Origin of the sequence: Tomitella gaofuii, from assembly GCF_014126825.1 — a bacterium.
Taxonomy (GTDB): domain Bacteria; phylum Actinomycetota; class Actinomycetes; order Mycobacteriales; family Mycobacteriaceae; genus Tomitella; species Tomitella gaofuii.
This window is the reverse complement of sequence record NZ_CP059900.1, coordinates 3,442,491-3,456,042: the sequence shown is the minus strand read 5'-3', so window position 1 is coordinate 3,456,042 and position 13,552 is coordinate 3,442,491. Positions and strand designations below refer to the sequence as shown.

Genomic DNA, 13,552 nt, shown 5'->3' with positions numbered 1-13,552 from the left:
TAGCTTCAACATGCGTCACTTCTCCATTGCCGCGAGCCGCCCGGCGACCTCTGCCGACGTCGCGTTGTAAAGCCTGTCGACGATCCTTCCGTCGGACAGGAACAACACGCTGTCCGCGCGTGCCGCTGCTGCCGGATCATGCGTCACCATGATGATGCTCTGCCCCGACTTGTCCACCATGCCGCGGAGCAAGTCGAGCACGACCTTCGCCGACGTGGAATCGAGAGCGCCCGTCGGCTCGTCCGCGAAAAGCACGGCGGGGCGTGTCACCATCGCCCTTGCGATGGCCACACGCTGCTGTTGGCCCCCGGAAAGCGCACGCGGCCGGTGCTTGGCGCGGTCGGCGAGCCCCACATCGGCCAGCACTCGCCGGGCTTCCGATGCGGTGACCCGCTGTCCGTCCAGGCGCAGGGGCAACGAGACGTTCTGTTCTGCAGTCAGGGCGCTGAGCAGGTTGAAGCTCTGGAAGACGAATCCGATCGTTCCCCGCCGCAGTGCGGTGAGCGTCTCGCTCGATGCCTCTGTGATGTCGGTTCCCGCGACGCGGACCTCTCCGCTGGACACGCCTTCGAGGCCCGCGGCGCAGTGCAACATGGTCGACTTCCCGGAGCCCGATGGACCCATCACGGCGGTCCACTGGGCCCGCGGAAAGTCGACCGAGATGCCATCCAGTGCACGCACCGCGGTGCCGCGTTTGCCGAAGGTTCGAATGACGCCGCGCATCTCGACTGCGTGCACGTCAGAATGCGTTGGGGTCTGTGTGCGTGTCGGTTGCGATTTCGTGTGTGCCATGTTTTCCAGGCTAGGAATGGTGCGCCTGCGGCAGCATCACTCCGCAGTGCCGATGTGGCGTCCCTCTGTGGGGGTACCTGCACGGAGAACAGACCTCGTAGAGGTAGTGGCGGTTCTCGGGTGGTTTCAGGCGGTTGATCTCGGTACGGGCAGTCGTGCTGGCACCGGTTGTGACGGTGCTCGGCCAGGAAGGCGGTTGTCGCACAAGCTGTCAATCCGGGGCTGTCACTGCGGCGCCGGTGCCATGGACATCCAGAGGGATGCGGGCGTCAACTCGGTCTGCAGTGGCAGGCCACTGCGGCGGCGCGACTCCGCAAGGTCGACGGCTCCGCCGTCGACCTTGCGGAGAATCAGGCGCCTCGGCCGGTCCACAGCAGTGGGACCGGCGGAGTTCCATCTGAGCGCAGGCGCAGATTCCACCGCCGTCGCGTACTGACACGGGGGAAACGACGTGCGCCCCTCAGCAGTTGATGGCGCACGGTTGATCTCGAGTCGACCTCTATGCAGCGATACGGCGCGAGGTCGGACGTCGAATCGTGCGCTAGAGCATAAGAGACGGTGTCGGTGACCGGGCGGTGGGCGGCGGCCCCGGATTCGGCCCGGCCGACCGAAAGATCAGGCGCGCAATGCGGGTCGCGACTGTACGCGTACCGCGGGGCGGTGGCGTGACCGGGTTCTCTCCTCCACGCGTCGACGCCGTCCGGTGAACGCTTCCTCTCCGGCAGCGATGCGGCCACCGGCATCGACGAAAGCGTCGACGGAGGTCGCCGCCCAATGGTGTCGTGACCTCGAGCCCCAGTGCCGTTGGCGGCAGCAGTCGGACGATGGGGCGGACGTGCCTCGATGATCCTCGGCAGCGCATGGCCATCGGGCACAGGCCGCCGATATCGGCGTGGCCCCGGGAGGCGGGCGATGCGCCTGCGGCCAGGGGCGTGGCCACTGAACTTGTGCAGGCCAGCCTCATCCTGGAGCGAAATCGACGCTGCATGTTCGCGGCCGCCATCAGCGCTTCAGCGATGCGATCGTTCGTCCGGCGGGGCGGGGTCGAGCTGTCAGCGGCGGCGCGAATCTCCGCTTCCGCGGCGGCGGTCGCCGCCGGAACGCGCACCTCGACGGCGTGCCGGGGCGGGGGTGTGGTCTGCAGGTGCGTCCACACCGTCGTCGAAGTTCGAGAACAGCGAGTGGTGGATCTGCTCAGTGGTGCTTCCAGTCATGAGCGGTATGCGTCCTTCGGTGCGGGGATCGGCGCTGAGATACGGGAGGCGTCGCGGAGCTCCGGCGGGTGCGGACCGCATGGACGAGTCCGCACAGGTTGGCGCCGGGGTACGAGCCGACCGTGCCGGCCGGCAACGGCAATGGTGCGGCGCCCACCGACGGTGCACACGGTAGTCCCCGCGCGCGTCCGCCCGGGGGAGGCACACTGCGCGCGTTGTGCCGGCGAGGGGGAGAGGCCCCACGCCGCCGTGGGGCGGAGGTGCGATCGATGATCGCTTCGGCCGACGATGAGGCGTCAGCGCCCGGTTCATTCGAGCACGCCGCGGGTGCACCGCGACGGAGGAAGCTCAGATGGTGGGCACGGGCACCTCGGCCGGCACCGTCTCCGGTGCGAGAGCCATTCGACTCCGCACACGGTTCTGCGCAGCATCATCCGTCATTGCGCTCCCACACGGCGGTGCACCGGCGTCACAGGGTGGCGAGGGGCGCCTCGAGAGTGACGTGCACTGCATCGGCAGGCGGGTCGGTTGTCCGGTGCCCGCGTAGCGCTCCGGTGCGCAGCGGCACGACCCGCACCGCCCGGCTCATCACCTGCTCGTTGACCTGGGGATTTGTGTTTGGGTGGGGGTGGGCGTAACTTTGGTCGGGCCGGAGCGGCGAGAGCAGCTCCCAAGCCCGGAAGGGGCTGGGGGCGGTGCGCTTGTGAGTGTGCTACGGTGTTTCCAGCAGGTGCGGCCGCAGTTCGCCGGGGAGTGTTCCGGGTGGTGGTGGTTGTGCGTGTTCTTTGAGAACTCAACAGTGTGTCGATGAATGCCAGTGCCAAAATTTTTTGGCATGTCATGCCTTGTCTTTGTGGCAGGGTGTGGCTGTTTGCGGGTCGTGTCTTCCATTCCCTGTCGGGAGGTGCGGCTCGATGTTTTTTGAAGCTAGGTTTGTTTTGCTAGTGGATTTCTCGATGTGATTTGACTGATTCGTCGTGGTGTCGGTGCTGCTGCTGTGTGTGGTGGTGTCGGTGGGCGGCGGGTTGTTGATCTTTCAACGGAGAGTTTGATCCTGGCTCAGGACGAACGCTGGCGGCGTGCTTAACACATGCAAGTCGAACGGAAAGGCCCCTTCGGGGGTACTCGAGTGGCGAACGGGTGAGTAACACGTGGGTGATCTGCCTTGCACTCTGGGATAAGCCTGGGAAACCGGGTCTAATACCGGATAGGACCACATGCTGCATGGGGTGTGGTGGAAAGCGTTATGTAGCGGTGTGAGATGGGCCCGCGGCCTATCAGCTTGTTGGTGGGGTAATGGCCTACCAAGGCGACGACGGGTAGCCGGCCTGAGAGGGCGACCGGCCACACTGGGACTGAGACACGGCCCAGACTCCTACGGGAGGCAGCAGTGGGGAATATTGCACAATGGGCGCAAGCCTGATGCAGCGACGCCGCGTGAGGGATGACGGCCTTCGGGTTGTAAACCTCTTTCAGTGCCGACGAAGCGGAAGTGACGGTAGGTACAGAAGAAGCACCGGCCAACTACGTGCCAGCAGCCGCGGTAATACGTAGGGTGCGAGCGTTGTCCGGAATTACTGGGCGTAAAGAGCTCGTAGGCGGTTTGTCGCGTCGTCCGTGAAAACTCGCAGCTTAACTGTGGGCGTGCGGGCGATACGGGCAGACTTGAGTACTGCAGGGGAGACTGGAATTCCTGGTGTAGCGGTGAAATGCGCAGATATCAGGAGGAACACCGGTGGCGAAGGCGGGTCTCTGGGCAGTAACTGACGCTGAGGAGCGAAAGCGTGGGGAGCGAACAGGATTAGATACCCTGGTAGTCCACGCCGTAAACGGTGGGTACTAGGTGTGGGGCCCTTCCACGGGTTCTGTGCCGTAGCTAACGCATTAAGTACCCCGCCTGGGGAGTACGGCCGCAAGGCTAAAACTCAAAGGAATTGACGGGGGCCCGCACAAGCGGCGGAGCATGTGGATTAATTCGATGCAACGCGAAGAACCTTACCTGGGTTTGACATACACCGGATCGCCGTGGAGACACGGTTTCCCTTGTGGCTGGTGTACAGGTGGTGCATGGCTGTCGTCAGCTCGTGTCGTGAGATGTTGGGTTAAGTCCCGCAACGAGCGCAACCCTTGTCCTGTGTTGCCAGCACGTAATGGTGGGGACTCGCAGGAGACTGCGGGGTCAACTCGGAGGAAGGTGGGGACGACGTCAAGTCATCATGCCCCTTATGTCCAGGGCTTCACACATGCTACAATGGTCGGTACAGAGGGCTGCGAGACCGTGAGGTTCAGCGAATCCCTTAAAGCCGGCCTCAGTTCGGATTGGGGTCTGCAACTCGACCCCATGAAGTCGGAGTCGCTAGTAATCGCAGATCAGCAACGCTGCGGTGAATACGTTCCCGGGCCTTGTACACACCGCCCGTCACGTCATGAAAGTTGGTAACACCCGAAGCCGGTGGCCCAACCCCTTGTGGGAGGGAGCCGTCGAAGGTGGGATCGGCGATTGGGACGAAGTCGTAACAAGGTAGCCGTACCGGAAGGTGCGGCTGGATCACCTCCTTTCTAAGGAGCATTACAGTGCCTCAGTGACCGCCGTGTGTGTGGTCTGGGGTTGCTCATGGGTGGACACTGGCCGCGCTTTGATTGCAGGAGCCTCGTTCGGGCCCGCCGTGGGTGGTGGGTGTCGTGTGGGGTGGGGGCGCTAGTCGGCATGCTGTTGGGCTTTGAGGGAACACGCTGCGCGTTTGTGTGTGGTGGGTTGTCTTGATGTGATGCGCCGGCGGGCCCGTCGGTGGTGTCGTGTGGCTGGTTCCGGGTGTTGTGCGGGGTTGGTTGTGCGGTGTGGCGGGCTGGTGGGTGTGTGTGTTGTTTGAGAACTGGACAGTGGACGCGAGCATCTTTGATCTTTGTGTTGTAAGTGTGTAAGAGCACACGGTGGATGCCTTGGCACCAGGAGCCGATGAAGGACGTGGGAGGCTGCGTTAAGCCTCGGGGAGCTGTCAACCGAGCTGTGATCCGAGGATGTCCGAATGGGGAAACCCAGCAGCGGTGATGCGCTGTTACCCGCGCCTGAATGTATAGGGCGTGTGGAGGGAACGCGGGGAAGTGAAACATCTCAGTACCCGTAGGAAGAGAAAACAATATGTGATTCTGTGAGTAGTGGCGAGCGAAAGCGGATGAGGCTAAACCATGCGCATGTGATACCCGGCAGGGGTTGTGTGTGTGGGGTTGTGGGGCTGCGATGTGCCGGTGCTGCCGTGCCGGCGGGTAGTTGGAGAAAACACATGGTTAGCGGAAGTGGTCTGGGATGGCCTGCCGTAGTGGGTGAGAGTCCCGTACGTGAAAGCTGTGTGTCTGCCTTGTCGTGGTGCCCGAGTAGCAGCGGGCCCGTGGAATCTGCTGTGAATCTGCCGGGACCACCCGGTAAGCCTGAATACTCCCTGGTGACCGATAGCGGATAGTACCGTGAGGGAATGGTGAAAAGTACCCCGGGAGGGGAGTGAAAGAGTACCTGAAACCGTGTGCTTACAATCCGTCAAAGCCTGCGCGTAGTTTGGTCTGCGGTGGGTGATGGCGTGCCTTTTGAAGAATGAGCCTGCGAGTTAGTGGCATGTCGCGAGGTTAACCCGTGTGGGGTAGTCGTAGCGAAAGCGAGTCCGAAGAGGGCGCCAGAGTGGCATGTTCTAGACCCGAAGCGGAGTGATCTACCCATGGCCAGGGTGAAGCGACGGTAAGACGTCGTGGAGGCCCGAACCCACTTAGGTTGAAAACTGAGGGGATGAGTTGTGGGTAGGGGTGAAAGGCCAATCAAACTCCGTGATAGCTGGTTCTCCCCGAAATGCATTTAGGTGCAGCGTCGCGTGTTTCACCATGGAGGTAGAGCTACTGGTTGGCTGATGGGCCTTACCGGGTTACTGACGTCAGCCAAACTCCGAATGCTGTGGTGTGAGAGCGTGGCAGTGAGACTGCGGGGGAAAAGCTTCGTAGTCGAGAGGGAAACAGCCCAGATCGCCGGCTAAGGCCCCTAAGCGTGTACTAAGTGGGAAAGGATGTGGGATTGCGAAGACAGCCAGGAGGTTGGCTCAGAAGCAGCCATCCTTGAAAGAGTGCGTAATAGCTCACTGGTCGAGTGGTCCTGCGCCGATAATGTAGCGGGGCTCAAGTACACCGCCGAAGCCGCGGCACTCACATGTTGGTTCGCATCTGCCTGCGGGTGGGTGTGCAGCCGTGTGGGTGGGTAGGGGAGCGTCGTGTAGCCGGGGAAGCGGCAGAGTGATCTAGTCGTGGAGGCTGCGCGAGTGAGAATGCAGGCATGAGTAGCGAAAGACGAGTGGGAAACTCGTCCGCCGAATGACCAAGGGTTCCTGGGCCAGGTTAATCCGCCCAGGGTGAGTCGGGACCTAAGGCGAGGCCGTCAGGCGTAGTCGATGGACAACGGGTTGATATTCCCGTACCCGTGATATCGCGCCCGTGGTGAATCAGTGAGACTAACCATCCTGAAGCCCGTGTCGTGCACTTTCGGGTGCAGGGCGTGTGGTGGATGCGTGGGACCTGATCTGGTAGTAGCCAAGCGATGGGGTGACGCAGGAAGGTAGCAGGGCCAGTCAGTGGTGATACTGGTGTAAGCCTGTAGGGCGAGGTGCAGGGAAATCCGTGCCTCATGGTGCCTGAGAGGTGATGCGACCCCGGTGTGGGGGATTCTGTGATCCTATGCTGTCGAGAAAAGCCTCTAGCGAGTGGTGTCATGGCCCGTACCCCAAACCGACACAGGTGGTCTGGTAGAGAATACCGAGGCGATCGAGAGAACTGTGGTTAAGGAACTCGGCAAATTGCCCCCGTAACTTCGGGAGAAGGGGGGCCATGTCTGGTGAACACCCGTGCGGTGGGAGCTGGGTGTGGTCGCAGAGACCAGAGAGAAGCGACTGTTTACTAAAAACACAGGTCCGTGCGAAGTCGTAAGACGATGTATACGGACTGACGCCTGCCCGGTGCTGGAAGGTTAAGAGGACCGGTTAGTGGCTTTCGGGCCGCGAAGCTGAGAATTTAAGCCCCAGTAAACGGCGGTGGTAACTATAACCATCCTAAGGTAGCGAAATTCCTTGTCGGGTAAGTTCCGACCTGCACGAATGGCGTAACGACTTCTCTGCTGTCTCAACCACAGGCTCGGCGAAATTGCATTACGAGTAAAGATGCTCGTTACGCGCGGCAGGACGAAAAGACCCCGGGACCTTTACTATAGCTTGGTATTGGTGTGTGATTCGGTTTGTGTAGGATAGGTGGGAGACTGTGATGCGCCGGCGCCAGCCGGTGTGGAGTCGTTGTTGAAATACCACTCTGATCGTATCGGACTTCTAACCTCGGACCATGATCTGGTTCAGGGACAGTGCCTGGTGGGTAGTTTAACTGGGGCGGTTGCCTCCTAAAGAGTAACGGAGGCGCCCAAAGGTTCCCTCAGCCTGGTTGGCAATCAGGTGTTGAGTGCAAGTGCACAAGGGGGCTTGACTGTGAGACTGACGGGTCGAGCAGGGACGAAAGTCGGGACTAGTGATCCGGCACTGGCTTGTGGAAGCGGTGTCGCTCAACGGATAAAAGGTACCCCGGGGATAACAGGCTGATCTTCCCCAAGAGTCCATATCGACGGGATGGTTTGGCACCTCGATGTCGGCTCGTCGCATCCTGGGGCTGGAGTAGGTCCCAAGGGTTGGGCTGTTCGCCCATTAAAGCGGCACGCGAGCTGGGTTTAGAACGTCGTGAGACAGTTCGGTCTCTATCCGCCGCGCGCGTGAGAAACTTGAGGAAGGCTGTCCCTAGTACGAGAGGACCGGGACGGACGAACCTCTGGTGTGCCAGTTGTTCCGCCAGGGGCATTGCTGGTTGGCTACGTTCGGGAGGGATAACCGCTGAAAGCATCTAAGCGGGAAGCCTGTTTCCAAGATGAGGTTTCTTTCCCCTGTGTGGGGTAAGGCCCCCTAGAGATGATGGGGTTGATAGGCCGGAGCTGGAAGCCCTGTGAGGGGTGGAGGTGACCGTACTAATAGGCCGTAGGCTTACCCACAATTATGTTCTTGTGTTTCGCGTCCACTGTCCGGTGTCTGAGGCAACACCCGCACCGTGTGTGTGTGGTGTGTGTCGCATGGTGTTGCGGTGGTTATAGCGTGAGGGTCACGCCCGGTCCCATTCCGAACCCGGTAGCTAAGCCTTACTGCGCCGATGGTACTGCACCCGTGGGGTGTGGGAGAGTAGGTCACTGCCGCACAATTTGTTGATAGAGCGCCTCGGGCCCGGCCCCCTGACAAGGGGGACCGGGCCCGAGGCGTTTGTATCGTGCGCGGGCATGCCCCCGCCTCGCAGGCGCGCCCCGACCGTTCCGGCCGGCAAGGGCTTCCCACACGCACCGGTGCACCGGCGATACGCCGCAAACCGCGGCTACAAGGTGGGCACGCCCGCGCGCTCCGTTTCCGCGTGCGTCGCGATCCGGCGCAGGCCGACGGCGACGAGCAAGGGCAGCAGCGCCTGCAAAGCGGTGCAGATCCGTTCGGCCAACCCCAAATACATGCCCATCTGTGCGGCCACATACATCGCGAGCACCGACAAGGCGATGACCAGACCGGCTACGACGAGGCCATTGCGGCTGACGAGGCGCTCCCATGGCGACCGATCGGACCCGGCGCGTCCCAGCAACGGCAGAGTCGGGCGCCAGTAGGCCATGACGAACGGCCACAAGGTGAGCAGGCCGGCACCCGCCACGGCGAAGAGCATGTGGTCGAACGTGCTGCCGTTCGCGGGCTGCGGAAAGTACGCCACGCCCAGGCCCGCGACGCCGCCGAACGCGATGATCATGCGCGCAGACCTGTGCACGCCGTGCAGGCCCACCGCAGTGGTCAGATACCCCAACGCCACGCAGTACAGCGCCGCCGTCATGATCCAGCTGTGGGCGGCGCCGAGGCCCGACAGGACGCTGATGGTCTCATGGACCGGGTCGTACCCCTGCGGCTGGAGCTCACCAGCGATGATCCAGCCGACGATCAACACGGTCGGAGTGAACGCCGTCGCCCATACGGCCCACCGCGGCGGGCTATCCGGCCGGGCACCGACCGCGGGGGCCGGCACCCCAGAGGTCGGCACCACGGAGCCGAGCAGTACGGGAGTCTGGTCTGCTGACGGGGGAGAAGCCCCCGTGCCGGGTGTCGGGGCGGACGTCGTGTCGTGACGATGGGTGCATTGCGCGTCGGTCATCCGGCCCCCTTCTCTATGGGGCGCGCTGGGCCGAACCGCGTGCGGGGCGCCGATCACGGTCGGCAGTCCCGGCGACAGGCCGCCTCGACGTGCCCGTACTGCAACGCCGCGTCGCTCCCCGGGGAGAAGCCGCGCTGCGCATGCAACTGCTTACCTCCAATCTACGACGACGTGAGACACGCAGCCGCCGGTATGTGTGATTCCCTTGGTGGTACCACCGTTTCGCAGGCGTTTCGCGGTGCCGGGACGGCGCCGCGCATCGACATCCCGCTGGCTGACGGACTTGGTCGACAGTGGTGTACCCCGCGTCTAGCGTCGGGACGACCGGGGTGGCCGCCACCGGCGGAGAAGCGCTCGGCGCGGGTCGCCTCGTCGGTAGGTGTCGACGATGAGGGAGAATTGATGAGCAGCGAGGACTCGAGGTTCGACGGCAAGGTCGCGTTCGTGACGGGCGCCGCCCGCGGTCAGGGCCGCACGCACGCGGTGGCCTTCGCAGAGCGCGGTGCCGACGTCGTGATCTGCGACCGGTGCGCGGACCAGCCCGGGGTCGGCTACCCGCTGGCGACGGAGGACGACCTGGCGGAGACCGTCCGCCAGATCGAGGCGCTCGGCCGCAAGGTCGTTTCCGAGAAGGTGGACACGCGGGACCGCGGCGCGCTCGAGGCGCTCGTCGCGCGCGGGGAGAGCGAGCTCGGCCGTATCGACATCGCGGTCGCGAACGCGGGCGTGTCCGGCATGTCGCCGATCACCGACCACCCGCAGGCCGTGTGGGACGATGTCGTCGGATCCAATCTGCACGGCGTGTTCAACACCCTCGCCGCCGTGTCGCCCGGCATGGCCGAGCGCGGATACGGACGCATCATCACCGTGTCGTCGATGATGGGGCGCAGTTCCTCGCCGGGCCAGGCAGCATATGCGGCGTCCAAATGGGGCGTCATCGGCATGACCAAGTCCGTGGCCCAGGACCTCGCGGCGGCCGGTGTGACGGTCAACGCGGTCGCGCCGGGCAACATCGACACGCCGATGGTGAAGAACCAGCGGCTCTACGACGTCGTGTGCCCGGACATCGAGAACCCCACCTGGGACGACGTCGCGCCGCGACTCCAGCAGCTGCACGCGCAGCCCATCGCCATCCTCGACCCCTTCGAGGTGACGCGCGCGGTGATGTTCCTCGCGGACGAGGGCAGCGCGCACATGACCGGCATCGTCATCCCGGTCGACGCGGGCGCCGCGGCGCGGACCTCGGCCTGACCTTCCCGCACGCCCGGGACGGCCGCGGCCCCGCCGCAGACACGAGTCTTCTGTGCGGGGCCGCGGCCGATGCGTCGCCTGTCCGGGTTGAGTGCCCGGGCGGTCAGGACTGGTGCACTGGGACGGCGCTCTCTGTTCCGGTTCCGCCCTCGAACGTCCGGCCGTCTTCGAGGGGCGGCCCGTCCTGGAACGCCGGCGCGCCCTCGTCGTGCCGGACCGCGGCGCGCTCGCGTCGGATCGTGCGCACTACGTGGATCAGCGCAGCCAGCCACACCGCCGCCAGCACGGCATAGACGGGGGCCGCGGCGAACCGGCCGAGACCGACGGCGTCGAGGAATGTGCGCGCGTTCGTCAGCAGGATGATGCCGCCGACGAGGGTCCCCATGAGCCGGGCGGGGAGCAGCCGGACCACCCAGGCGGCCAGCGGCGCGCCCACGACGCCGCCCACCAGCAGTGCGGCGACGACGGTGAAAGGGATCTCCGAAGTCGAGAGCCCCAACAGGAAGCCCGCGCTTGCGCCGACGGTGACCAGGAACTCGGCGGCGGCCATCGTCCCCACCACTTTGCGCGGCTCCATGCGGCCCGAGGCCAGCAGCATCGAGGAACCGACCGGCCCCCATCCGCCGCCGCCCATCGCGTCCATGAAACCCGCCACCGCGGCCAGCGGCACCAGGAAACGCCGCCGGATGCGGCGCACCCGCACGGCACCCGAACGAAGGAAGACGAAGCGGGCGAGGATGTAGGCACCCAGGCCGAACAGGATCACGGCGACCACCGGTGCCGCGGCGGACGCGGGCAGCGAGGTGAGGAACGTCGCGCCGGCGAAGGCGGCGACGGCGCCGGGAACCGCCAGCCAGGCGATCTTCGACCAATCGACGTTGCCGAACGCCGAGTGCGACAGGCCGGAGGCGAGCGTGGTGCCGATCTCGGCCAGATGGGTACTGGCGGATGCGGCCGCCGGGGCGACGCCGACGGTGAGCAGCACCGTCGTCGACGTCAACCCGAAGGCCATGCCCAACGCCCCGTCTATGAGCTGGCCGGCGAGGCCGGCGAGGGCGAGGAGGAGGAAACCGGGCATCGAGGGACTCCCAAGTCGATAGCAGCGATCGTTGCGGTTTCGCATGCGGAAGAATGTCCGGCATGCGGATCACGTCGAAGGCCGACTACGCGGTGCGCGCGATGATCGAGCTCGCCACCGCGGACGGGCTGCTCACCGCCGAGGGCATCGCTGCCAGGCAGGGCATGCCCACGCGGTTCCTGCTGAACATCCTCAACGAGCTGCGGGTGGCACGGCTCGTCGAAAGCCGGCGGGGGCGGGACGGTGGATACCGGCTCGCGTGCCCGGCCGCCGAGGTGTCGGTGGCGGATGTGCTGCGCGCGGTGGAGGGGCCGTTGGCGGACGTCGCGGGGACGGCGCCGGAAGACCTCGACTATCCGGGGGCCACCGCGCCGCTGCGCGACGTGTGGATCGCGACGAGGGGGGCGGTGCGCCGGATACTCGAGACGGTCACGCTCGGGGATCTGGCTTCAGGAGAACTTCCGGATCCGGTGGTCAGGATGCTCGGCGACCCCGACGTGCAGCACAGGCGGTGAAAAGCGCGTGCGGGCGTGTCGGCGCTAGGGGCGACAACAGGTCGACGTGCTCCGCATGAAGTCCACGCAGCGGCGACGGGTCAGTGGGGCCGAGTGCATGGGTGCCAGCCTCCACCAGAGAACACCACAATGTCAATCGGATTGGTGTAGAAGTGTATCGGGTCACAGGGGTGTCGTGGCCCGAGGCGCCGAGCGCGGCGGCGCGCGGTTCCGCGGAACCGCGCGCCGCCGCACTCAGAAGTCGGTGACATGCGACGCCAGGAGCGCCGCGACATACGCTTCCGGGTCGGCGCGGACGTTGTCGACGAGGTCCAGGCCGTGGGGCCGCAGCTCGGCGACATGCTCGTTCCGCTGCAGTGCGGCGCCCGCGAACAACGGCCACGGCAGGCGCAGGTCGCCCCGCTCGTCCGCCTGCTCGGCCAGCCACGGGAACCACGGCGCGCACCCCAGCGTGTCGAGTAGGTGCGTGACGAGGAGCTTCATCTCCTCGGTGGCGGCCTCCCTGGTCTCCATGGAGTGCGGCGCGTCGACCAGCGGCGCGATGAGGATGTCCGCCACCGGCCTGAAGCGCCCGAGTTCGGTCATCAGGCTGCCGAAGACGAGCTCGTCGAACTCGGTCCTGCGGCACTCGCGCTCGTCCTCGAGGTGCCAGGCGGCTTCGCACTTGTCGCTGCAGAATGAATATGGGAACACGTCGAAGCCATCGGCGTCGATCTCCATGGTGCACCCGCACGGTTCGATGAGCAGTCCGTCGGCGGAGACGGGCTGCCAGCCCTCGGGCCAGGCGTCGGGGGTGATGCGGCTGAGACTGTGTTCGGTGGTCATGGCTGCTCCTGTTCGATGGGGTGGGGCGAAGGTCACGCGGCGAGCAGTCGGGGGCGGATGCGGGTGCACGCGGTCAGGACGTCGCGGTCGAGGTTGTGCCACCACGGGCTCCGGAGCGCGTGCGCGAGCGGGTGCCGCCTGTTGTCGCCATTGCTCCACTGCGCGAGTTCGATGTGCCGGTGGTGGTCGCGCTCGGCGCGTTCGACCGCCGGCGAAAGGTCGCGGTCCTCGCCGAACAGGATGATGACGTCATGGGTGCGGGCGATGGCGCGCGCCAGCAGGCCGGGGTCGAGGTCGACGTCCTCGGGGCCGTGGCCATGCGGCAGGAATGTCTGCGCGGCGCTGGCCAGCACGTGGTGGTGGTCGAGCACGATGAGGGCGGTCTCCGCGGTGCTCCGGGTGCGGCTCGTGTGCATGATCGGTTCTCCGTTCGTCATGCAGTGCCCGGGATGTCTTCCCGTGCAATGAGGGTGGGTCGGGGAAAGCGGAGCCCCCCAGGGGGATCCCTGGGGGGCTTCTCGAACGATGTTCTGGCGGCGATCGTGTGTCGGCGTTTTCGGCGGCTCCTTGCATGGTTCGTATAGGAGGGATATCGGTGTTCGGAGGTTGTGGTTGTCACCGAAGGCGATGGGGTTCATCTATTC

General features: G+C 64.9%; 8 protein-coding genes and 3 rRNA genes. 5 read left to right on the top strand and 6 right to left on the bottom strand.

From position 1 onward, the window contains the following. Positions 1 to 15: 15 nt before the first annotated feature. A complete protein-coding gene (locus tag H4F70_RS16085; RefSeq protein ID WP_235681158.1) occupies positions 16 to 738 on the bottom strand; it encodes an ABC transporter ATP-binding protein in 723 nt (240 codons plus the stop codon). A 1,106-nt stretch (positions 739 to 1,844) separates the two neighbouring features. Next, positions 1,845 to 2,006 (bottom strand): hypothetical protein, encoded by a 162-nt coding sequence (locus tag H4F70_RS16080; protein WP_182349589.1) that lies wholly within the window; start codon positions 2,004 to 2,006, stop codon positions 1,845 to 1,847. A gap of 1,036 nt (positions 2,007 to 3,042) precedes the next feature. Between H4F70_RS16080 and H4F70_RS16075 the strand changes: the two genes are divergently transcribed. From H4F70_RS16075 to rrf, 3 genes are all read left to right on the top strand, one after another. Next, a 16S ribosomal RNA gene (locus H4F70_RS16075) occupies positions 3,043 to 4,565 on the top strand. Between the two features lie 349 nt (positions 4,566 to 4,914). After that, a 23S ribosomal RNA gene (locus H4F70_RS16070) occupies positions 4,915 to 8,058 on the top strand. Between the two features lie 85 nt (positions 8,059 to 8,143). Further along, positions 8,144 to 8,259: ribosomal RNA gene (rrf, locus tag H4F70_RS16065) — 5S ribosomal RNA — on the top strand. The 16S, 23S and 5S rRNA genes sit together here, the layout of an rRNA operon. A 170-nt stretch (positions 8,260 to 8,429) precedes the next feature. Here rrf and H4F70_RS16060 read toward each other — a convergent pair. Then, on the bottom strand, positions 8,430 to 9,035 hold the full coding sequence (locus tag H4F70_RS16060; RefSeq protein WP_182357909.1) for a DUF998 domain-containing protein: 606 nt from the start codon (positions 9,033 to 9,035) through the stop codon (positions 8,430 to 8,432). A 606-nt stretch (positions 9,036 to 9,641) separates the two neighbouring features. On the opposite strand from H4F70_RS16060, the gene H4F70_RS16055 reads away from it, so the two are divergent. After that, complete coding sequence (locus H4F70_RS16055) at positions 9,642 to 10,490, top strand: mycofactocin-coupled SDR family oxidoreductase (RefSeq protein ID WP_182349018.1); 849 nt, start codon at positions 9,642 to 9,644, stop codon at positions 10,488 to 10,490. Between the two features lie 103 nt (positions 10,491 to 10,593). On the opposite strand, the gene H4F70_RS16050 is transcribed toward H4F70_RS16055, so the two are convergent. Beyond that, a complete protein-coding gene (locus tag H4F70_RS16050; RefSeq protein ID WP_182357908.1) occupies positions 10,594 to 11,568 on the bottom strand; it encodes a sulfite exporter TauE/SafE family protein in 975 nt (324 codons plus the stop codon). A gap of 62 nt (positions 11,569 to 11,630) precedes the next feature. Here H4F70_RS16050 and H4F70_RS16045 point away from each other — a divergent pair, with 62 nt between their 5' ends. Continuing rightward, positions 11,631 to 12,083, top strand: a complete 453-nt coding sequence (locus H4F70_RS16045; RefSeq protein WP_182357907.1) for an RrF2 family transcriptional regulator — start codon at positions 11,631 to 11,633, stop codon at positions 12,081 to 12,083. A gap of 234 nt (positions 12,084 to 12,317) precedes the next feature. Here H4F70_RS16045 and H4F70_RS16040 read toward each other — a convergent pair whose 3' ends face one another. Further along, positions 12,318 to 12,908, bottom strand: coding sequence for a hypothetical protein (locus tag H4F70_RS16040; protein WP_182357906.1), 591 nt, complete (start codon positions 12,906 to 12,908; stop codon positions 12,318 to 12,320). A 32-nt stretch (positions 12,909 to 12,940) separates the two neighbouring features. Next, positions 12,941 to 13,324 carry a PIN domain-containing protein gene (locus H4F70_RS16035; protein ID WP_182357905.1) on the bottom strand — a complete coding sequence of 128 codons (384 nt, stop codon included), beginning with the start codon at positions 13,322 to 13,324 and terminating at the stop codon, positions 12,941 to 12,943. Between the last annotated feature and the right edge of the window lie 228 nt (positions 13,325 to 13,552).

What these genes read in the sequence shown, in the direction of transcription:
- H4F70_RS16040 (WP_182357906.1), bottom strand. Translation starts at nt 12,908, where the DNA reads ATGACCACCGAACACAGTCTCAGCCGCATCACCCCCGACGCCTGGCCC.
- H4F70_RS16045 (WP_182357907.1), top strand. Translation starts at nt 11,631, where the DNA reads ATGCGGATCACGTCGAAGGCCGACTACGCGGTGCGCGCGATGATCGAG.
- H4F70_RS16035 (WP_182357905.1), bottom strand. Translation starts at nt 13,324, where the DNA reads ATGCACACGAGCCGCACCCGGAGCACCGCGGAGACCGCCCTCATCGTG.
- H4F70_RS16055 (WP_182349018.1), top strand. Translation starts at nt 9,642, where the DNA reads ATGAGCAGCGAGGACTCGAGGTTCGACGGCAAGGTCGCGTTCGTGACG.
- H4F70_RS16050 (WP_182357908.1), bottom strand. Translation starts at nt 11,568, where the DNA reads ATGCCCGGTTTCCTCCTCCTCGCCCTCGCCGGCCTCGCCGGCCAGCTC.
- H4F70_RS16080 (WP_182349589.1), bottom strand. Translation starts at nt 2,006, where the DNA reads ATGACTGGAAGCACCACTGAGCAGATCCACCACTCGCTGTTCTCGAAC.